This is a genomic window from Cryomorphaceae bacterium (assembly GCA_007695365.1).
Lineage (GTDB): Bacteria > Bacteroidota > Bacteroidia > Flavobacteriales_D > SKUL01 > SKUL01.
The window spans coordinates 20,789-40,403 of the sequence record REDV01000095.1 but is presented as its reverse complement, the minus strand read 5'-3'; the positions used below and the strand labels follow the sequence as shown (position 1 = coordinate 40,403).

The window sequence follows — 19,615 nt, the reverse complement described above, 5'->3', positions numbered from 1 at the left end:
ATCGTTCTTTGAGTCTTAATTGGTATTGTCAACCACAATGGTTACATGATTGGAGCGCTTGCGAATGCGGTGTCCGCGGCCTTGTGGTGCCGGACGAAGACGCTTCAGCATGCGGGCGCTGTCAACAAAAACTTCTTTCACCACAAGGTTGGCATCATCTACACGCTGGCCTTCGTTTTTTGACTCCCAGTTGGCTACTGCCGACAGCAGGAGTTTCTCCATGCGACGAGCAGCATCCTGAGGCATGTGGCGCAGCGTATTGAGTGCCGGCATCACTTGCTCTCCGCGAATCACGTCGGCTATCAGGCGCATTTTGCGCGGTGAAGTCGGACAGTTGCGCAGCTTGGCGTAACTGATTTGCTTCTTTTCTTCCTTGATGGCATTTGCCATATTTTGTTTTCGAGAACCCATTGCGCTAATTGGTTATTCTGGATTACTTATTCTTTTTACCTGAGTGACCCCGGAACTGACGCGTGGGAGAGAACTCACCAAGCTTGTGACCTACCATGTTTTCGGTAACAAACACCGGGATAAACTGACGGCCGTTGTAAACAGCTACGGTGAGGCCCACAAAGTCGGGGGTAATGGTGCTGGCTCGAGACCAGGTTTTGATTACACCTTTCTTGCCTGAGCTTTGTGCTTCTTCTACCCTGCGCATCAATTTGTAATGCACGAACGGCGGTTTTTTAAGGGATCTGCTCATGATCTAATTATTTCTTCCTTTTCTCAATGATAAACTTGCTGGTAACTTTCTTGGGGGCGCGGGTCTTTTTACCTTTAGCCATCAAGCCTTTGCGTGAACGCGGGTGTCCTCCTGAAGAGCGGCCTTCACCACCACCCATGGGGTGATCAACCGGGTTCATCACTACTCCGCGTACGCGTGGGCGGCGACCCAGCCAGCGGCTGCGGCCTGCTTTACCCGACACGGTGAGGAAGCTCTCCGAGTTGGATACAGTACCCACCGTTGCCTTACAGGTTTGGAGTACCATGCGAATCTCGCCCGAAGGCATCTTCAGCAGTGCGTACTTTCCATCGCGGGCGTTCAGCTGGGCGTATGATCCGGCGCTGCGGGCCAAAGCACCACCGCGACCGGGAGAAAGTTCTACGTTGTGCACCACAGTACCCAATGGAATATCACTCAAATAAAGTGTATTTCCGGGCTCGGGCGCAACATCTTTTCCCGACTCAAGGGTTTGACCTACCTTCAGGCCTTCGGGAGAGATGATGTAACGCTTCTCTCCGTCGGCGTAAACCAAAAGAGCAATACGCGCCGAGCGGTTGGGATCGTACTCAACGCTTTCAACGCGTGCGGGAATCCCGTCTTTGTCGCGCTTAAAGTCAATTTCACGATACCGACGCTTGTGACCACCACCGATGTAGCGCATGGTCATTTTACCTGTATTGTTACGTCCACCGGATTTGTTGGTACCCTTCAGCAACTTCTTCAGCGGCTTGTCGGTGGTAACCTCCTCAAAGGTGCTATTCACCTTGTGGCGTTGTCCGGGGGTAGTGGGTTTAAATTTCTTTACTGCCATGACTTTGAGTCTTATCTTTAGATGTTGCCGTAGATATCAATCTCGCCTTCCGACAGGGTTACGATGGCTTTTTTGTAGGCGTTGGTACGCCCTTTAACCATTCCTGTTTTGGTGAATTTAGATTTGTTTTTGCCGGCGTAGTTGATGGTCCACACTTTGTCAACCACTACACCGTATGCATCTTCCACGGCCTTTCCGATCTGGATTTTGTTGGCGCGTCGATCCACCACGAAACCGTAACGATTCAGTCGTTCGCTAACGTCTGTCATTTTCTCGGTGATAATCGGCTTGATCAATATCCTGCTCATCGCTGTTACTTGTTAAGCGTTTGTTGAATCTCAGCCAGCGAACGCTCGCTAACTATCATTTTCTTGTACTTGAGAATGTCGTACGTATTCAGATCCTTGGCCATTACCACTTTGATTTGTGGAATATTGCGGGCCGAAAGCACTACATTCTTGTCGTTTTCTGCAAGTACCCACAGCGTGCTGTCAGTACTTACCTTGAGGTTTCCGAGAATACCGGCAAACTGCTTGGTTTTGGGTGATTCCATTTTGAAATCCTCAACCACCAACAGGTTTTGATCTTTTGCCTTGTAGGAGAGCGCCGACTTACGGGCAACTGCTTTAGACTTTTTATTCAGCTTGAAGCTGTAGTCTCGCGGTTGCGGACCAAAAATGCGACCTCCTCCACGGAAGAGCGGGTTCTTAATATCTCCTACACGGGCGCCTCCGGTTCCTTTCTGCTTGCGCAGTTTACGGGTGCTTCCTTTCACGTCGCTACGACCTTTGGTTGCGTGTGTACCCTGGCGCTGGTTGGCAAGATACTGTTTCACATCCAGGTAAATAGCGTGATCGTTGGGTTCTACACCGAACACGGCATCATCCAGCTTAACTTTCTTGCTGGTTTCCTTACCCTCTATGTTCAGAACTTTTAATTCCATTTTCTTACGATTACGTATGATCCTTTAGCTCCGGGAACTGCTCCCTTTACAATCAGGAGGTTCTTTTCGGCATCCACTTTAAGAATTTGCAGGTTTTCGATGGTTACCTGCTTGTCGCCGGTTTGACCCGCCATGCGGATTCCCTTGAAAACGCGAGCCGGAAAAGAGGCTGCTCCAATTGAACCCGGTGCACGAAGTCGGTTGTGCTGGCCGTGGGTGGCCTGTCCTACTCCGGCAAAGCCGTGTCGTTTCACAACCCCCTGAAATCCTTTACCTTTTGAGGTACCCACGACACTCACAAACTCACCTTCGGCAAACACGTCGCCAACCGCCAGTGAATCGCCAATGCCGAATTCATTCTTGAAGTCGTAGAACTCTACCACCTTGGCTTTGGGGGTGGTTTTAGCTTTTTTGAAATGGCCCATCAATGCAGCGGGAGTGTTTTTCTCCTTGCGGTCGCCAAATCCAAGCTGTACAGACTCGTACCCGTCTTTTTCAAGGGTTTTAACCTGCGTTACCACACAGGGGCCTGTTTCGATGACCGTACAGGGAAGGGCTTTCCCCTCCGCACTGTAAATACTGGTCATTCCTATTTTCTTTCCAATTAAACCGGGCATCTCTCAGCTATTGTTTAAGTGATCAAACTTTAATTTCTACTTCAACTCCGCTTGGAAGCTCCAAACGCATCAGCGCATCAACAGTCTTTGATGAAGAGCTGTAGATATCAAGCATTCGCTTGTAGGAGCAGAGCTGGAATTGCTCGCGTGATTTCTTGTTAACGTGAGGTGAACGCAACACGGTGTAGATACGCTTGTGCGTGGGCAGTGGAATGGGGCCACTTACTACGGCACCGGTGGTTTTCACCGTTTTTACGATCTTCTCAGCCGACTTATCCACCAGGTTGTGGTCGTACGACTTCAATTTTATTCTGATCTTCTGGCTCATCCTGGTATGGTATGATTAAGCGGTTACTTTTCCTTTTGATTTTGCGATCACGGTCTCTGCGATGTTCGAGGGACATTCAGCAAAGTGAGAGAACTCCATGGTAGAAGTTGCACGACCTGAAGACATGGTTCGGAGGGCTGTTACGTATCCGAACATTTCTGACAAGGGCACCTTAGCTTTCAATACTTTGGCTCCGGCACGGTCTCCCATACCTTCAACCTGACCACGACGACGGTTCAGGTCACCAACAATGTCACCCATGTTTTCTTCGGGGGTGAGCACTTCAAGTTTCATGATGGGCTCGAGCAACACGGGGCGCGCTTTCGGCATTGCCGTCCGGTAAGCCAGTTTAGCACAAAGCTCAAATGACAACTGATCCGAGTCAACAGCGTGGAATGAGCCGTCTTTAAGAACCACACGTAGGCTGTCGACGGGGTAACCGGCCAACACACCGTTTTTCATGGCTTCTTTAAATCCTTTCTCAACAGAAGGGATAAATTCTTTGGGGATATTACCACCTTTTACTTCGTTCACGAACTCCAAACCTTCTTTTTCGGGGTCAGAAGCAGGCTCGATGGTAACGATGATGTCCGCAAATTTACCACGACCACCTGTTTGTTTTTTGTACACCTCGCGGTGGTCAACGGTTCCTGTGATGGTTTCTTTGTAAGCAACCTGAGGAGCTCCCTGGTTTACCTCTACCTTAAACTCACGACGCAAACGGTCGATGATAATGTCGAGGTGAAGCTCACCCATACCGCTGAGTACAGTCTGACCTGAATCCTCATCGGTGTGGATGGTGAGGGTTGGATCCTCTTCGCTGAGCTTTGAAAGAGCCACACCGAGTTTATCCACATCGGCCTGTGTTTTAGGCTCAATGGCGATTCCGATTACCGGATCGGGGAAATCCATAGACTCGAGTACGATAGGCGCTTTTTCGTCGCAAAGGGTATCTCCCGTTTTAATATCTTTAAATCCAACCAGTGCTCCGATGTCACCACAGTGCAAACGCTCAATCTGGTTTTGCTTGTTGGCATGCATCTGGAAGATACGTGAAATACGCTCTTTGTTTCCTGTGCGTGTGTTGAGCACGTACGAACCCGATTCGAGAATACCTGAGTAAGCGCGGGTAAAGCAAAGACGTCCAACAAAGGGGTCAGTAGCAATTTTAAAAGCAAGACCAGCAAAGGGCTCGTCGGGTGAAGGCTTGCGGCTCACTTCTTGCTCAGTTTTGGGGTTGGTTCCGATGATGGCTTCCACATCCAATGGTGAAGGAAGAATTTCCATCACCATATCGAGCATGGTTTGCACGCCTTTGTTTTTGAAGGCTGTTCCGCACATCATGGGAACTACTTTTCCGGCGATGGTGGCCTCGCGGAGGGCAGTGAGGATTTCGCGCTCGGTAATGGAGTTTGAATCTTCAAAGTACTTTTCCATCAATGACTCGTCGAATTCGGCAACAGCCTCGAGGAGTTTCTCACGGAATTCGGTGGCTTCATCCACCATGTCGGCAGGTATATCCACCTCTTCGAAAGTCATACCCATGTCGTGCTCATTCCAGATAATTCCGCGGAAGTTGATCAAATCAACCACACCTTTAAAATCATCCTCTGAGCCGATAGGAAGCTGCAAGGGCAGTGCGTGACTGCCAAGCATTTCCTTCACCTGTGCACAAACATTCAGGAAGTCTGCACCCTGACGGTCCATTTTATTCACGAAACCGATTCGGGGCACGTTGTAGTTATTGGCCAGGCGCCAGTTGGTTTCTGACTGCGGTTCAACACCGTCAACGGCGCTGAAAAGAAACACAAGGCCATCCAGTACCCGAAGTGAGCGGTTTACCTCTACGGTAAAGTCAACGTGACCGGGGGTATCAATAATGTTTACGTGGTATGTATCGCCACGATAGTTCCAGTTGAGGGTAGTTGCAGCCGAGGTAATGGTAATACCTCGCTCCTGCTCCTGCTCCATCCAGTCCATGGTAGCTGCACCATCATGCACTTCACCAATCTTGTGGCTTACACCACCGTAGTAAAGGATACGCTCAGTGGTAGTTGTTTTGCCGGCGTCGATATGCGCGGCGATACCAATGTTGCGTGTGAATTTAAGATCTCTCTTTGCCATTTTTGCTTATACTATCGGTGATGAATTAGAATCTGAAGTGTGAGAAGGCTTTGTTTGCCTCAGCCATGCGGTGCGTATCTTCTTTCTTTTTGTAGGCTGCACCTTCCTGCCGGGCCGCTGCCATAATCTCGTTGGCCAGACGCTCGCCCATGGATTTCTCATTTCGTTTGCGAGAGAACAGAATAAGCCACTTCATAGCCATAGACAGTTTACGGCTGTCGCGAACAGGCGTAGGAATCTGAAAGGTAGCACCTCCTACACGACGGCTTCGAACCTCCACCTGGGGTGTAATATTCTCGATGGCTTTGCGCCATACCTCCAGGCTGCTTTCCTGGGTTTTTTCTTCAACCCGGTCCATGGCTTCATAGAACACCTGGTAGGCAACGTTCTTTTTGCCATCCAGCATCAGATTGTTTACAAACTTGGTCACCATCCGGTCGTTGAATTTTGGATCGGGCAGTACCACATGTGCTTTAGCTCTTCTTCTTCTCATCGCTTTACGGATGTATCAATTATTTCTTCGGACGCTTGGTTCCGTATTTAGATCGTCGTTGGTTACGGCCATCCACTCCGGCCGTATCAAGGGCACCACGTATGATATGGTATCGAACACCCGGAAGGTCTTTTACACGACCGCCACGAACCAGCACGATACTGTGTTCCTGCAGGTTGTGCCCCTCACCACCGATGTAAGCGTTCACCTCGTTTCCGTTGGTGAGGCGCACACGCGCTACTTTTCGCATGGCTGAATTCGGCTTCTTGGGAGTGGTAGTGTACACGCGCACACAAACTCCACGGCGCTGCGGGCATGAATTGAGCGCGGCAGACTTACTCTTCTTACCGATCACCTTTCGGCCCTTTCTTACTAACTGCTGTATTGTAGGCATTCTAATCCCTTATTTTACTTGGTGTTCGAATCTAATTTTCCCAATCCTTGATTTTTTTGGGGCTGCAAAGGTATAAGATTTTTAATACAATCCAACGCCCAAAGCATTTTTATTTCTGATTTTTCACAGGGTATTGTGGAGAAATAAAAACGACAGAGAAACTCACCGAAAATACAGCAGAAAAATGGGTTGAAATGAGAGTCATCAGCTGAATTCACTCTTCATCTTTAACCTGAATGGAATGACAAGCCAGCTTACTTAATGAAGTTTCCCTCCCAAGAGGTTTTCCGGATGTTTGAAATGGTTGATCCGGCTACCGTGCGAGATGCGCCCAAAAGACGAAGATCAACTGTGTCTCCCGCTTCCAGCACCATTGTCCATGAAATGTGCATTGCAAAATCAGCCGAAGCAACGGCCTTTACAGTTGGGTAATGTCTTCTTACCAGTCCGTTTTTAAACACTTGAAAACCCGCAGCAGTTCCGGCACCGGCTCCGGTGTACTCTATGTACGAGAATTGATAGAGACCATCATAAGGCGCTGTGAATACTCCTGTTGCAAGGTTGTAGTTGTTTCCTCTGTTGTGGTTTTCATAATTGAAAACCATGATGTTGCCGGCGTTCAAGGTGGTATTCGCCGAAAAATTCACACTGAAACCCTGACTGATTTCCCACGAGGCGTTTCCATCATCGTCGGCAACCAATGTTCTACCTGCCACTTCCTGCCCGTCCTGATAGCGCAAAGTACCGTCTATATGAACTGTGGCTTCCGGTGTGTCGGTTCCAATACCTACATTTCCATTCTTCATTACAGTGAGGGCGTTGCTGCGGTTGGCATTGCTTGTTCCGTTACCAATTACAAAAAGCCGGTCGTTGTTGTTCCATCCTGTTGCTGATACTGGAGTATAGTTAGTACTGAACCTTCCGAGCACAGTCTCTACGAACGATGCAGCCGTGTTCTGCACACCAAACGCAGTAGATTGGGCCCCGGAAGCCGTGTTATCCCAGCCCCACACTGTTGACCTTAGTCCGCTGGCTGTTGTGGTTTGTCCCCAACTTGTAGAATGAACCCCTGAAGCATTTGTTCCGGAACCCCATGCCGTGCTATTGGTAGCACCGGAATGGTTATTCTGCCCCCATGTCATAGATTGCTGACCTGTGGAAGCAGTGTTCCAGCCCAGCGCAGTGGCCCGTATGCCTGAAGCCTCCGTTCCCTGACCCCATGCGGTGGCATATACTGCCGCTGCTTCGGTGGCATTTCCCCACGCGGTAGAACCATTCGCAGAGGCCATGGCATTAAAGCCAAAAGCCACGGCATACAAACCCGAGGCTGTGTTCATGTATCCAAATGCCGATGAGTAATTTCCTACGTTGGCATCATCCCATTGCGCGGCAGTAACCCTACCTGCTCTAAAAGCTCCTTTGCGCGGGTTAAAAAACATGCGCGTACCGGCACCAGGAGCACCAATGGCAGCACCAGAGCCAAACGTACCTGTAACTTCAACCCCGTCGGCGCCTTGTATGGAAACCACTCCTGCATCAGCGGTAATGACCCTTCCGTTTCCGGCGCCGCCAAAATCGTAGGCATCGTCCAGCGTGCCTCCGGCAGGTGGAGCATCAACCCAGGTGGCATTGCCGTTTGCGTCGGAAACGAGAATTCTGCCGGCAGCCTCAGAGCCATTTTCAAAGCGCACAGAACCTTCAACATGCAAGGTGGAAGTAGGTGTAGATGTCCCTATTCCCGTATTTCCATTTTTGAGCACAGTTACAGCGTTGTTTGTGTTGCTCGCACTTACCCCATTGCCAATTTCGAACAAGGGGTCGGTTGGAACCCACGAATTTGGACTTCCACCGCCCTCGTTAAAGCGACCAAGTGCGAATGCATACTGCGCATCGGCAACAGCGTTCCCGAAAGCCGATGAGCTGAAACCATTGGCTGTCGTAGCATTTCCAAATGCCGTGGAATTCTGACCATTGGCCAGTGCTGTTTTACCTATAGCCACAGAACTGTTTCCGTTGGCCACGCTTTGGTTTCCCATAGCTATGGCGTAATCACCGGATGAAATACAATTCTCTCCCAATGCGATGGAGCCTACACCAGTTGCCGATGAGTTTTGTCCGGATGCAAAAGACCCCGTGTTGCTGGCAACATTCGATTCACCGATCGCAATTGCCCCCTCTCCTGAAACAACGTTTTCTGCACCCAGACCAACGGCATAGTCTCCTGATACATTATTTGCTTCTCCCGCAGCAAATGAGCTTACACCACTGGCTGTGTTACCATATCCCATGGCAGTTGAGTAGTTGCCCACATTGACCTGGTTCCACTCAGTACCCGAAGCCCGGCCCGCTCTGAATGCAGCTTTTCGCGGGTTAAAGAACATTCGTGTTCCGGCACCGGGAGTTCCAATGGAGGCGCCCGAGCCAAACACGCCCGTAACTTCAACCCCATCCGTGCCTTGTATGGAAACCGCTCCTGCATCAGCGGTAATTACTCTTCCGTTTCCGGCGCCGCCAAAATCGTAGGCATCATCCAGTGTGCCTCCTGACGTCGGAGCATCAACCCATGTTGCATTGCCGTTCGCGTCGGAAACGAGAATCCTGCCCGCTGCCTGCAATCCGTTTACAATACGCAGCGATCCCGCCACATGCAAGGTTGCTGTAGGTGTAGAAGTTCCAAGACCGGTATTTCCGTTCTTCAGCACCGTTACTGCGTTACTGCGGTTGGCGTTGTTTGAACCATTGCCAATCTCGAAAAGCGGGTCTGCCGGAACCCATGAGCCAGGATTGCCACCGCCCTCATTGAATCTACCCAGTGCAAATGACATATGGGCGTCGGCCAAGGTGTTCAATCCAAAGCTTGTAGAAGTAAATCCATTGGCAGCCGAACTAAACCCAAATGCCATAGAATTCTGGCCATTGGCCTGCGCGACATTTCCAAGTGCCACCGAATTTTCTCCGTTGGAAAAGCTCTGGTTTCCCATGGCAACTGAAAAATTTCCCACTGCACTGCAGGCCTCACCCAATGCTATTGACGCCTCTCCAACAGCAGAAGATGTGCGTCCTGAGGCAAACGAGCCGTCGTTTATGGACAAGTTTGACTCCCCGAAGGCAACAGCCCCCTCTCCTGAAACGAGATTGCTGTTTCCTATTCCTACCGCAAAGTCTCCTGAAACATTGTTAAAGACTCCTGCGGCAAAAGAGCTTTCGCCACTGGCCGTATTGCCAAATCCCGTGGCGGTTGAATAATCGCCCACGTTGACCTGGTTCCATTCATTACCCGACGCCCTGCCGGCTCTGAAAGCAGCTTTGCGGGGGTTAAACATCATCCGCGTGCCGGCACCGGGAGCCCCGATGTTGGCGCCTGAGTTGTACGTTCCGGTGACCTCAAACCCATCTGTTCCCTGCACGGATACCGAACCTGAGTTGGCTGTAATAATCCTGCCCGCCCCCGCACCACCCTGGTTGTAAGCCTCATCGAGCGTGTTCCCATCCACAGTTCCTGAAACCAGTTCTACCCAATCGCTTGCGTCGTAGAACCAGAAGGATGAAGTGTTCCCGTCATAAACCAACAACCCGTTTGCGGGTCCGGTTATGGCGATCCGCTGAGCGGTGGTCATTCGCGGAACCAGTATGCCTTTGCTGGTCGAACTAACATCGAGAATAGCAGAACCATGGGGATTGGCCCCGGTTTCGTTGATGCCAATGTTTTGGGCAAAAGCGCCGGCAGTAGCTAGCGCGAATGAAATAGATAGAAGCAGTAAAGCAATTGTTTTCATAGGTGCTGAATGGTGAACCTTCCAATTGGCAAATCTATTTCGGCATCATCGGGCACGGCTCACCCAATTGGGTGAAATTGCGTGCCTTCACGATTTTATCATGAATGCTGTGAACCTCATCTTGTATGGCGCGAAAAAAGAAAAACCCCTCCGGGCTTTCCGAAGGGGCTTTGAAAAGGAAAAACAGAGTTTCTTTACTTAATGGTGTAGGTCAATCCTACGCTCAATACTTCGCGAAATTGGGTACGGGGGCCAAATTTATCCTGGCTCGGATCATCTGCATCCACCACTTCGCGGATGGTAATATCATGATCATACATGAGCAAGGTGGCCAGGTTTACGTTCAGGAATTTATTCACCCTGAAGCTCAACAACGTTTCCCAGTTTACATCCACATTTTGCGGGCGATCGAGGTAGTTGGTAAACAGTAAAAGCCTGGTAGAAAAAGCTATATTATCGTTAGCAAATTTGGCAGCGTAAGCAGCAGTCAGCGATGCTCCCAGTTCAAATCGGAAATTTTCGCCGTCGCGGATTTTCACGCCAAATTCATCAAACTCGGCAGCCGTAACTCCAAACTGACCTGCATCGGCAAATCGCTGGTTCATCACGAAGGTCATCTTAGAAGTAGCCGGCGAAATCATGAACGTGAGATTCTTGGTGGGCTGGTAATCGATACCCAGTGCAAGCGTCAGGTAACCGGGTGACATAAACTCAGAGATTGAAACCGAGTCATTGGGCAGGTTAAAACCCTGGTCGAACTGCGTTCTGAAGTTCATCAAACCGCTCCAGAACAATTTATCATTGATTTTGTGTCCATACTTCGAATTCAGCTCAATGCGATCGTCAGTTTTACGCATAGGCCCCGCACCTAGCCGGGTTTGGCCATAAGCAAGATCAAGACTGGTAACCCATTGGGTGTTTCCTTTTTCATACTTGGCCATAGCGCTACCGAGCGCGGTGTAAGCGATGGAATTCTCCCCTCCCGCTGCCCAGTTAATAAAGGCTGCCTGGTTGAAGTTAAGGCCAATCACACCACCAAATACCCACGTGGTATCTTTGGTATCACTGTCCTGAAACAGGCGAAACATGTTGTTGCGGTTGTTTTCCAGAAAGAGGGAATAGGTACCGAGATAGCCCGGGTCTTTCTTGTCCTCAGTTTCGGCATTGGTGAAGGCAGACCCTGCAATTAGCAGCAGCCCCAGGGTACACATCATTTTTCTCATCGGAATGTATTTTAGGTTAGTTATCTGATACAACTTATTGGTTGTTGACATGAACATCCATTTGCGGGAAAGGAATCGAAACTCCTTCCGCATCAAAGGTTTTCTTCACTTTCTCGTGCATGTCGAGATACACACCCCAGTAGTCGGCAGATTTTACCCACGGGCGTACGTTAAAGTTCACAGAACTATCTGCCAGCTCCGCAACGGCCACTGTGGGTGCTGGATCTTTCAGCACGCGCTCGTCTTCTTCCATCAATCGCATCAGGATGGATTTCGCCTTGTCAATATCGTCGCCGTAGCCTATGCCAAAGCTCATGTCTACACGGCGTGTGGGCTCGGTAGAAAAGTTCACCATGCTTCCGGTAGCCAGACCGCCATTGGGAATGATAATGGTCTTGTTGTCGGGAGATTTCATAATGGTGTTGAAAATCTGAATCTCCTTTACCGTACCGGCATGGCCTTGTGCATCGATGAAATCACCCACCTTAAAGGGCTTAAAAATCAAAATCATCACACCACCGGCAAAATTCTGAAGCGTACCCGAAAGGGCCAGACCAACGGCAAGACCCGCGGCTCCCAGTATGGCGATAAACGAAGTGGTTTCTACCCCGAGCATGCTCACTACCGAAATAACCAAGGTTACTTTCAGGAGTATACTCACCAGGCTGCGAAGGAACGGCACCAGGCTCGGATCTACATTTCGTTTTTGCATTAGGCGCACCAGTGCGTTGGATATTGCTTTGATAATCCAAAGACCCAGCACCAGAACAACAATGGCAAGCAGAACGCGCGGGCCAATCTCCAGTATCATGTCGGTTGATTTATCTACGTATTCTTCCATGACATTCAATGTTTTAGTTAATGATTTTGTAGTTCAAGGCGGGCAAAAGTACAGGATAGCTTGGGATTAGCCCAATTTCCGCGGTAAAATTGCGCTACTTCGAAAAGCAAAAATTGCGTCAGGCTAAACAGTTATCATCGCCAACATGTATTATCGTGATGCGGTTCTGGTTGATTTTTGACGGGCTTATGCTAGCGGTGAAAAGCAGGCCAGCGTTTAAGCAAGTAGTACAGCGAAAAGGCAGTAAAGAAGGCGCCAAGCAGAAAAGTAACCGGGAAGCGATCACTTTGGTTGTTGTACAGAAAACCCGATCCAAGGGCCCCGAGCAGGATACCTATCTCAAGGGCAAGGAACAAGGTTGACATAGCTTTGCCTCGCTGATGTTCCTGGGCAAGATCCGCGGTCCATGCAAAAAGCGCGGGAGAAATCACCCCTGAGCCCAGTCCAAACACCACTCCGGCCGCGAGAAAGGCCGCCTTGAAAGGCAGCAAGGCCATCATCACCAACGCAACAAGTTGCAGAGCCACACCCACCTTCAGCACCTTTTGTCTACCGTGGCGATCACTGGCATGGCCTGCTGTGGCTCGCACCAACAGCGAGGCAGTAAGAAAGTACGTGAAGAACACCCCCTTGTTTTCCATTTCCAGAAATTCGCTGTAATCCGGAACAATGGTGAGCAACAAACCAAAACTGAAGATGGTCATGAGCATCACCAACGAAGGGGCCATGACATCGCGATCTATCACCTCATCTTTGTGAATGATGAGCATTTTGGCAGTGAAAGGCTGCTTCTTTTTGAGTGTCTCTTTGATACCGGCTACGGCAACCAACGCCAGCAAGGCCGAAGCGGACGATGAAAAGAACAACACATCGTGCGAATAATTCATGGATATCCAGCTACCAACCGGCGGACCCACCGCCATTCCCAAACTGGTAGCTATACCTACATAGCCCATGGCCTGGCCCCTTTTAGCTGCGGGTATAATATCAGTGAGCAAACTGGTATTCCCTGTGGGTGTAAATCCCGCACTCAATCCGTGAAGCAAGCGGATGATAAAGAATCCGATAATTCCTGTCACCACCGTGTAGAGCAACCCTGAGATGACGCTAATGAAAATACCAAAAACGATAATAGGAATTCGGCCGATTCTGTCGGTGAGTTTACCGCTGAGCGGGCGGGCAAGACCTGCCGTGAGCGCGAAAAGCGAGATGATGAGGCCCAGATATTGCTCACCTCCCATGGCCCGCAGGTAGGCAGGAAGTTCGGGTATCAGCAGGTTAAAACTCCCCAAAAACAAAAACAAGCTAAGGCATAACAACCAGAACTGCAATGTGTAAACGCGTTTTTCAGGAGCCACCATAAACGGGTGTAAAGGAAAAGATTAAAACAACGCCATTACAACCTCCACCGCGAGATAAAGTTGCACGTGGTGCATGTAGCATCCTTCATTTTTTTCTATCACTTTACTACAAACAAGATGCGGCATACCGTGTTAAAAGTTTTAAACTTGCAACCGATTTGCACGATTTATGTCTATTGCTCCACTCCATAGTTTTACTTTTCGGAAAATCACCCAACCATGAAAAAATCGCTCTTGTTGTTATTCATGCTCGCCACGCTGGGAGCCACGGCCCAAAAAGGTCTGCCTTCCAACTTTCATCACCGCACTTTGTCGAACGGACTGGAAGTACTTGTGGTTGAACATACGGCGGCACCTCTTGCCACCATCAAGCTGGCAGTGCGCAACGGCGCCTTTGCCGAAACCGCCGAAACCAATGGCCTCGCTCACTTGTACGAACACCTTTTTTTTAAGACTAACCAGGAGTTTCCTACCGAAGATGATATCACCGGACGCATAGAGGAATTGGGCATTGTGTTTAACGCCAACACCAGCGACGAGCGCGCCAATTACCACATTACCCTGAGCAATCGCTCTACCCGCGACGGCCTCGCTCTGATGAATGCAGCTGTGCGCTACCCGTTATTTTCCGAAGATGACGTCAAGGCCGAACTGGATGTAATGGACGCCAAAATTGAGCGGGCGGAAAGCAACCCTGTACATTTTTTGGTGAACGAGGTATATGAAAAGTTGTGGGGCGATCAGCATCATCGCAAAAATGCTTTGGGCAACCCGGAAGTTATCTTCAATGCCACACCTGCCCAGTTGCGTATCATGCACGACCGCATGTACGTACCCAACAACACCTTGCTGCTGGTTTCGGGCGATGTAAAGGCATCACAGGTTATGGACTGGGCCGACGAAATTTTTGGCGACTGGACGCGGGGCAAAAACCTCCCGACAGAAGCCGATATCCCGGAGTTTGCGCCTCTGACGGTTTCACAAGGAGTGCTCACCACCAATGAAAACGCCCAGGCACCGGTGATGCTCGTGGCTTTTCAGGGACCCGACACCCGTCGCAACCCCAAACAAACCCACGCAGGCGAGGTTCTGGCCTACATGCTCAGCCAGGGAGACGGAGCCCTTCAGCAAGAGCTTGCAGAAAAAGAGCTGGTGTACCAGGTAGCGGTAGGCTATTCAACCCAAAAATACACCGGACCGATTACCATTTTTATGGTTGCCAAACCTCAGGGTTTGCAGGAGGCCCGCGACATTGTACAGAAACACCTGCTCCGATGGGCCAATCCCGATTACTTTAGCGATGAACAACTGGAACGCGCCAAGCGGATGCTCACCTATCAGGAACTTTATGGACGTGAGGTACCTTCAGAAATAGTGCACGGCATCTCTTACTGGTGGGCCTCGGCCAACCTGGACTTTTACGGTGCATACCTCGATGGCATCCGCTCGGTGACCAAAGCGGACGTGCAGCAATTTGTGCGGGATTATATTCTGGACAAACCCAACGTTACCGGACTGCTGGTTACCGAAGAAATGAAAAACATGATGAACCTGACCCAGGTGAATCCCATTCAATCCATCCGATAAAACGAACAAGCCATGCGCATCCTGAATATATCTCTTTTTCTTCTAGGCATCTACGCATTTGCACCGCAGCAGGTTGTGGCCCAGGCCAACGCCGAACAATTTGACGTGCGCGAAATTCCGGTTATCCTCAAAAAGGTTCCCGGTGACGTAATTTCCGTGCGTCTCTACGTGCGCGGGGGTACCGCCAACTACTCAAAAGCACAGGAAGGCATTGAAAGTCTCGCCCTGGAGCTTGCTGTGCTGGGTGGTACGGGCGACCTCAACCGCGAAGGTTTTAGCCGGGCTGCTGAAAACCTCGGCATGGGAGTGGCCACCAAAGCCGGGCTGGACTATAGCTATGCGGGTATGACAGCGCTCAAACAGAACTGGAATGAAAGCTGGTCGTTGTTCTCACGCGCACTTACACAGCCCAATCTGGATGAAGCCGTTTTTTCGCGATTGGTGGGTGAGTATTTTGTGCGCAACCGCCGGCACCGGGCCAATGCCAGCAACTACATTGATGAAATTGCTACCCGCGCCGCTTTTGGCGATACCGATTACAACGACCTTCCACTCGGCTCAGTGGAAAGCTTACAGATGCTGAGCATTGATGACGTTCGCGAATACTACGACTGGATGATGAGCAAGTCCAACATCTTTATCGTGGTGGTGGGAAATGTTGAAACCGCCGATGTTCGCCAGAAAATTGCCAGCGCCATGGGCGACCTGCCTCCCGGTACTCCCCGCGGTGAAGTGGAAACAGGAACCGTGCGCTTTCCGGGTGTGGCTATTGAGCACCAGGACCTGGATGTAAACCACGTGCTCGGCCTGATGCCTGCACCCCCCGCATTCAGCGAAGAAAAGTTTGCCAACCTGCTTGCCATGAGTATGTTTTCTGACAGAATTACCGATGAGCTGCGCAACAAACGCCGGCTGTCTTTCGGGCCAAACGCCTACGTGGGAACGGGTCTTCGATATCCCGTAAACGGATTGTACGCGAGTACCATCAGTCCGGTGGCAACCATCAAGGTAATGGTGGAGACCCTGAACGAAACCATCCAAAAGGGCTTTGAGAAGGATGAGCTGGAAAAGAAAAAGCCCTCGTTCCTCACCTTTCACTATTTGGGTAAGGAAACGGTGGATGCACAGGCCCACGACCTGGGTCACGCCTTTGTTGCGGGCAACTGGCGATGGGCGGGCGATATAACCGACGCCATCATGAACACCACATTGGAAGAGGTGAACGCTGTGTTTCGCAAGTACGCCCGAAAAATTAACTGGTCGTACCTGGGCAACGAGAGCCAGATCAGCACTTCAGACTTTCTGCAGCCCACCCGTTGGGAGGAGCCCAAGGCGGTTGAGAACAAAGCAGAAGACAGCGAAGAAACCCGCGACGAAGAGTAAACTTCGCACCGCTTAAAGTTTAGCGATTGCAGGGCCTGCTGCCCTACTCGCCTGCACTGCTTGTGGGCAGGGCGCGATCCATTTTTTTGAAAAGACCTTGCAGCACTTTTCCCGGACCTACTTCAACCACTTCTTTGGCACCGTCTGCCAGCATGTTCTGCATGGTTTGCGTCCAACGCACGGGTGCGGTAAGCTGGGCTATAAGGTTGGCCTTGATAGCTTCGGGGTTTTTCTCCGGTTTGGCATGCACGTTTTGGTAAATGGGGCAGCGCGGCTCGCGGAATTGGGTAGCAGCAATGGCGGCGGCGAGTTCCTGGCGCGCAGGCTCCATCAGCGGCGAGTGAAAGGCTCCGCCCACCGGCAGCAGCAGGGCACGGCGCGCGCCGGCATCGGTGAGTTTATCACAGGCCGTTTTTACGGCTTTTACCTCTCCGGAGATGACAAGCTGCCCCGGGCAGTTGTAATTGGCCGGCACCACCACACCCGGTGTTTCGGTGCAGATGCGTTCTACTACTTCGTCTTCCAGTCCGAGGATGGCGGCCATGGTGGAGGGCGCCAGTTCGCATGCCTTTTGCATGGCCATGGCGCGTGCGCTCACCAGTTTGAGTCCGGCCTCGAAGTTGAGGGCACCGGCAGCCACCAGCGCAGAAAATTCGCCGAGGGAATGACCGGCCACCATGTCGGGTTCAAAATCAAAACCCAGCACCTGGGCCTGAATAACCGAGTGCAGAAAGATGGCGGGTTGGGTTACTTTGGTTTGTTTGAGGTCTTCGTCGGAGCCCTCAAACATACTATCGGTAATGCGAAATCCGAGCACTTCGTTGGCGCGCTCAAACTTGTTGCGGGCATCAAGGCTTTGGTGGTACAGGGTGTGCCCCATTCCGGAATATTGCGAGCCCTGCCCTGGAAAAACATATGCTTTCATGGGTTGTGTGCTTTGGGCGCGAAGGTAGGAAAAAGGGGTGGGGAAATGGGGATGGGTGGTGAAGATGCAGGGTTGGAATTTGGAAGAATCGACGTGGGTATTACTTCGGGTTACACCTGAGCGGCCTGAATTTGCTTAGAATTTTTTCGAGATTATTACCGGAAAAGCGTATCTTGCTCGAAATTTTACTAAGCTTGGCGGTCTCGGCGTACATCAAGAAGTTACAGTCTTATGAAGAATACTCCTTCTCACTGGACGAGGCTTTGGCGCAAGTGCCGAGAGACGAAACTGCTGTTAAGCGTGAAATAGCCCGATTGGTCGCGAAGGGTGAAATCATCAACTTGAGGAAAGGTTTTTACCTGATTATTCCACCGCGATATGCTATTGCAAAAAAGCTACCGCTCCCACTGTATGTCAACAAACTGTTCAAATACCTGAATCGAAAGTACTATGTGGGCCTTTTCTCTGCCGCTAAAATGCATGGCGCCAGCCACCAACAAATTCAGCGAGATTACATCATAACGGAAACGCCGAAGCTCATCTCGATTAAGAAGAAGAACATTGACATTCTATTTTTTACGACTGGTAATTGGCCTCAGCAAAATATCGTTCTGAAAAAATCTGATGCCGGGCAATACCAGGTATCCTCACCTGCACTCACTTTCGTTGACCTTATCCATCACCATTCGAAAACCGGAGGACTAAACCGAACATTGGCTACCCTGGAGGAGCTGACTGAAGAAATTACGGAAAATGATCTCATTCAATTGCTGCAATGGTACACCAACAAAAGCGCCCTACAGCGAGCCGGGTTTCTTTTTGAACAATTCCCTAAAGGTGAAATGCTGGCCGACATTATCTATAACGAGCTAAAAAAGACCCCTTACTATCCCGTTCTATTAAGTCCGCGGAAAAACGAAAAGGCTGGCAGTGCGCGAAACCGATGGAAGGTGGACATCAATCAGAAGCTCGAAAGCGACTTATGATTCCGAGGCCTCATATTGCAAAATGGCAGGAGCAAGCACCCTGGAAGGAGTTCGCTCAGGTTGAGCAGGATTTGATCATCAGCAGAACATTGGTCGAAATATTCTCTGATGACTTTCTCAGGAGGCACCTCGCTTTTCGGGGAGGAACAGCGCTGCACAAGCTTTATCTGCGACCAGCGCCGCGATACTCGGAAGACATTGATTTAGTACAGATCAAGCCAGGTCCTGTCAAGCCCATTATGGAACGCATTGCGGAGGTGATTACCTTTTTTGAAGAAGGGCGAAATACAGAAAACAGAGGACACGGCATCAAAGCCCTGTACCGGTTTACTTCTGAATTTGAAGCAATTCGGATGCGGTTGAAACTGGAGATCAATTGTCGAGAACATTTTAATGTGGTGGACTGGGTGGACTTCCCTTTTGAAATTAGCAGCGATTGGTTTACGGGCAACTGCGAAATACGAACATACAGCATGAATGAGCTGCTCGGCACCAAACTGAGGGCGTTATACCAAAGAAGCAAAGGTCGCGACTTGTTTGATCTTGATTATGCCAGACGCAACAAGGAAATCAATGTGGATGAAATGATACTTTGCTTTCGCCGGTATATCGAATTCGCAACCAACAAAAAGCCGCCCAGTCCAAAGGAGTTTTTACTCAACATTGAAGCTAAACAAAATGATCCGAATTTCACTGGTGACATGGAAGGTTTACTCAGACCGGAAATCGAATACAACCAGGAAGAAGCCGTTGAATGGCTCAAAAGTGAAGTAATCGCCCGGCTTTAATCGCCTCATTCACCTCCGACCTGCCTTATCAGAACAGGATGATTGAACTGGCCTCAACCAAGGAAGCCAAAGACATCGCCGGGATGATTCACAAACAACTGAAGAAGCCACTCAGCGTGCTTAGATGTCTCGAAGTAGTGATGTACGAAACGGATAAAGTGAACATGCGAAAGAAAAATTAACTGCCGTTCAGAAAGCGTTTGGTGACAGGGACTGAGATCTTTTGCCGGGAGTTTGTGAGATAACGTGAGACATGTACCACCATCCAAGCTGCCTCCGCAAATAGCGGCATTCGGTTCTCCATATCGGGG

Annotated in this window: 19 protein-coding genes; 4 read left to right on the top strand and 15 right to left on the bottom strand. The window is 50.2% G+C overall.

The genetic code is table 11. The features are described 5' to 3' along the window. Positions 1-15: 15 nt before the first annotated feature. The 14 genes from EA392_09970 to EA392_09905 form a co-directional block, all read right to left on the bottom strand. Positions 16-411 (bottom strand): 50S ribosomal protein L22, encoded by a 396-nt coding sequence (locus EA392_09970; protein ID TVR38416.1) that lies wholly within the window; start codon positions 409-411, stop codon positions 16-18. Positions 412-433: 22 nt separating this feature from the next. After that, a complete protein-coding gene (locus EA392_09965) occupies positions 434-703 on the bottom strand; it encodes a 30S ribosomal protein S19 (GenBank protein TVR38415.1) in 270 nt (89 codons plus the stop codon). Between the two features lie 7 nt (positions 704-710). Beyond that, positions 711-1,535 (bottom strand): 50S ribosomal protein L2, encoded by an 825-nt coding sequence (locus EA392_09960; GenBank protein TVR38414.1) that lies wholly within the window; start codon positions 1,533-1,535, stop codon positions 711-713. Positions 1,536-1,552: 17 nt separating this feature from the next. Next, positions 1,553-1,843, bottom strand: a complete 291-nt coding sequence (locus EA392_09955; protein ID TVR38413.1) for a 50S ribosomal protein L23 — start codon at positions 1,841-1,843, stop codon at positions 1,553-1,555. 5 nt (positions 1,844-1,848) lie between these two features. Beyond that, complete coding sequence (locus EA392_09950; protein TVR38412.1) at positions 1,849-2,478, bottom strand: 50S ribosomal protein L4; 630 nt, start codon at positions 2,476-2,478, stop codon at positions 1,849-1,851. Then, positions 2,469-3,095 carry a 50S ribosomal protein L3 gene (locus EA392_09945; GenBank protein ID TVR38411.1) on the bottom strand — a complete coding sequence of 209 codons (627 nt, stop codon included), beginning with the start codon at positions 3,093-3,095 and terminating at the stop codon, positions 2,469-2,471. The genes EA392_09950 and EA392_09945 overlap by 10 nt, the downstream gene beginning before the upstream one ends. A 22-nt stretch (positions 3,096-3,117) precedes the next feature. Beyond that, positions 3,118-3,423: a 30S ribosomal protein S10 gene (locus EA392_09940; protein TVR38410.1), complete on the bottom strand. Its 306-nt coding sequence runs from the start codon at positions 3,421-3,423 to the stop codon at positions 3,118-3,120. A gap of 15 nt (positions 3,424-3,438) precedes the next feature. After that, positions 3,439-5,547 (bottom strand): elongation factor G, encoded by a 2,109-nt coding sequence (gene fusA, locus EA392_09935; GenBank protein TVR38409.1) that lies wholly within the window; start codon positions 5,545-5,547, stop codon positions 3,439-3,441. A 25-nt stretch (positions 5,548-5,572) separates the two neighbouring features. Beyond that, positions 5,573-6,040, bottom strand: coding sequence for a 30S ribosomal protein S7 (locus tag EA392_09930; protein ID TVR38408.1), 468 nt, complete (start codon positions 6,038-6,040; stop codon positions 5,573-5,575). Between the two features lie 19 nt (positions 6,041-6,059). Beyond that, the gene (locus EA392_09925) at positions 6,060-6,434 is read right to left on the bottom strand and encodes a 30S ribosomal protein S12 (protein TVR38407.1); all 375 of its coding nucleotides are present in this window, start codon (positions 6,432-6,434) and stop codon (positions 6,060-6,062) included. A gap of 254 nt (positions 6,435-6,688) precedes the next feature. Beyond that, on the bottom strand, positions 6,689-10,210 hold the full coding sequence (locus EA392_09920) for a hypothetical protein (GenBank protein TVR38406.1): 3,522 nt from the start codon (positions 10,208-10,210) through the stop codon (positions 6,689-6,691). 194 nt (positions 10,211-10,404) lie between these two features. Continuing rightward, positions 10,405-11,526, bottom strand: coding sequence for a DUF3078 domain-containing protein (locus EA392_09915; protein ID TVR38405.1), 1,122 nt, complete (start codon positions 11,524-11,526; stop codon positions 10,405-10,407). Then, a complete protein-coding gene (locus tag EA392_09910) occupies positions 11,468-12,274 on the bottom strand; it encodes a mechanosensitive ion channel family protein (protein ID TVR38441.1) in 807 nt (268 codons plus the stop codon). Before EA392_09910 ends, EA392_09915 begins: the two co-directional genes overlap by 59 nt. Before the next feature lie 191 nt (positions 12,275-12,465). Next, positions 12,466-13,635 carry an MFS transporter gene (locus EA392_09905; protein ID TVR38404.1) on the bottom strand — a complete coding sequence of 390 codons (1,170 nt, stop codon included), beginning with the start codon at positions 13,633-13,635 and terminating at the stop codon, positions 12,466-12,468. Positions 13,636-13,854: 219 nt separating this feature from the next. On the opposite strand from EA392_09905, the gene EA392_09900 reads away from it, so the two are divergent. Both EA392_09900 and EA392_09895 read left to right on the top strand, forming a co-directional pair. Beyond that, on the top strand, positions 13,855-15,222 hold the full coding sequence (locus EA392_09900) for an insulinase family protein (GenBank protein ID TVR38403.1): 1,368 nt from the start codon (positions 13,855-13,857) through the stop codon (positions 15,220-15,222). A gap of 12 nt (positions 15,223-15,234) precedes the next feature. Beyond that, on the top strand, positions 15,235-16,605 hold the full coding sequence (locus EA392_09895; GenBank protein ID TVR38402.1) for an insulinase family protein: 1,371 nt from the start codon (positions 15,235-15,237) through the stop codon (positions 16,603-16,605). A 43-nt stretch (positions 16,606-16,648) separates the two neighbouring features. Here EA392_09895 and fabD read toward each other — a convergent pair whose 3' ends face one another. Then, positions 16,649-17,530 carry a [acyl-carrier-protein] S-malonyltransferase gene (fabD, locus tag EA392_09890; protein TVR38401.1) on the bottom strand — a complete coding sequence of 294 codons (882 nt, stop codon included), beginning with the start codon at positions 17,528-17,530 and terminating at the stop codon, positions 16,649-16,651. Between the two features lie 194 nt (positions 17,531-17,724). Here fabD and EA392_09885 point away from each other — a divergent pair, with 194 nt between their 5' ends. Beyond that, on the top strand, positions 17,725-18,516 hold the full coding sequence (locus EA392_09885) for a hypothetical protein (protein TVR38440.1): 792 nt from the start codon (positions 17,725-17,727) through the stop codon (positions 18,514-18,516). Continuing rightward, on the top strand, positions 18,513-19,304 hold the full coding sequence (locus tag EA392_09880) for a nucleotidyl transferase AbiEii/AbiGii toxin family protein (GenBank protein ID TVR38400.1): 792 nt from the start codon (positions 18,513-18,515) through the stop codon (positions 19,302-19,304). The genes EA392_09885 and EA392_09880 overlap by 4 nt, the downstream gene beginning before the upstream one ends. Positions 19,305-19,615: the final 311 nt, after the last annotated feature.

What these genes read in the sequence shown, in the direction of transcription:
- EA392_09915 (TVR38405.1), bottom strand. Translation starts at nt 11,526, where the DNA reads ATGCGGAAGGAGTTTCGATTCCTTTCCCGCAAATGGATGTTCATGTCA.
- EA392_09880 (TVR38400.1), top strand. Translation starts at nt 18,513, where the DNA reads ATGATTCCGAGGCCTCATATTGCAAAATGGCAGGAGCAAGCACCCTGG.
- EA392_09970 (TVR38416.1), bottom strand. Translation starts at nt 411, where the DNA reads ATGGGTTCTCGAAAACAAAATATGGCAAATGCCATCAAGGAAGAAAAG.
- EA392_09920 (TVR38406.1), bottom strand. Translation starts at nt 10,210, where the DNA reads ATGAAAACAATTGCTTTACTGCTTCTATCTATTTCATTCGCGCTAGCT.
- EA392_09965 (TVR38415.1), bottom strand. Translation starts at nt 703, where the DNA reads ATGAGCAGATCCCTTAAAAAACCGCCGTTCGTGCATTACAAATTGATG.
- fusA (TVR38409.1), bottom strand. Translation starts at nt 5,547, where the DNA reads ATGGCAAAGAGAGATCTTAAATTCACACGCAACATTGGTATCGCCGCG.
- EA392_09930 (TVR38408.1), bottom strand. Translation starts at nt 6,040, where the DNA reads ATGAGAAGAAGAAGAGCTAAAGCACATGTGGTACTGCCCGATCCAAAA.
- EA392_09895 (TVR38402.1), top strand. Translation starts at nt 15,235, where the DNA reads ATGCGCATCCTGAATATATCTCTTTTTCTTCTAGGCATCTACGCATTT.
- EA392_09905 (TVR38404.1), bottom strand. Translation starts at nt 13,635, where the DNA reads ATGGTGGCTCCTGAAAAACGCGTTTACACATTGCAGTTCTGGTTGTTA.
- EA392_09950 (TVR38412.1), bottom strand. Translation starts at nt 2,478, where the DNA reads ATGGAATTAAAAGTTCTGAACATAGAGGGTAAGGAAACCAGCAAGAAA.
- fabD (TVR38401.1), bottom strand. Translation starts at nt 17,530, where the DNA reads ATGAAAGCATATGTTTTTCCAGGGCAGGGCTCGCAATATTCCGGAATG.
- EA392_09910 (TVR38441.1), bottom strand. Translation starts at nt 12,274, where the DNA reads ATGGAAGAATACGTAGATAAATCAACCGACATGATACTGGAGATTGGC.
- EA392_09945 (TVR38411.1), bottom strand. Translation starts at nt 3,095, where the DNA reads ATGCCCGGTTTAATTGGAAAGAAAATAGGAATGACCAGTATTTACAGT.
- EA392_09955 (TVR38413.1), bottom strand. Translation starts at nt 1,843, where the DNA reads ATGAGCAGGATATTGATCAAGCCGATTATCACCGAGAAAATGACAGAC.
- EA392_09960 (TVR38414.1), bottom strand. Translation starts at nt 1,535, where the DNA reads ATGGCAGTAAAGAAATTTAAACCCACTACCCCCGGACAACGCCACAAG.
- EA392_09940 (TVR38410.1), bottom strand. Translation starts at nt 3,423, where the DNA reads ATGAGCCAGAAGATCAGAATAAAATTGAAGTCGTACGACCACAACCTG.
- EA392_09900 (TVR38403.1), top strand. Translation starts at nt 13,855, where the DNA reads ATGAAAAAATCGCTCTTGTTGTTATTCATGCTCGCCACGCTGGGAGCC.
- EA392_09925 (TVR38407.1), bottom strand. Translation starts at nt 6,434, where the DNA reads ATGCCTACAATACAGCAGTTAGTAAGAAAGGGCCGAAAGGTGATCGGT.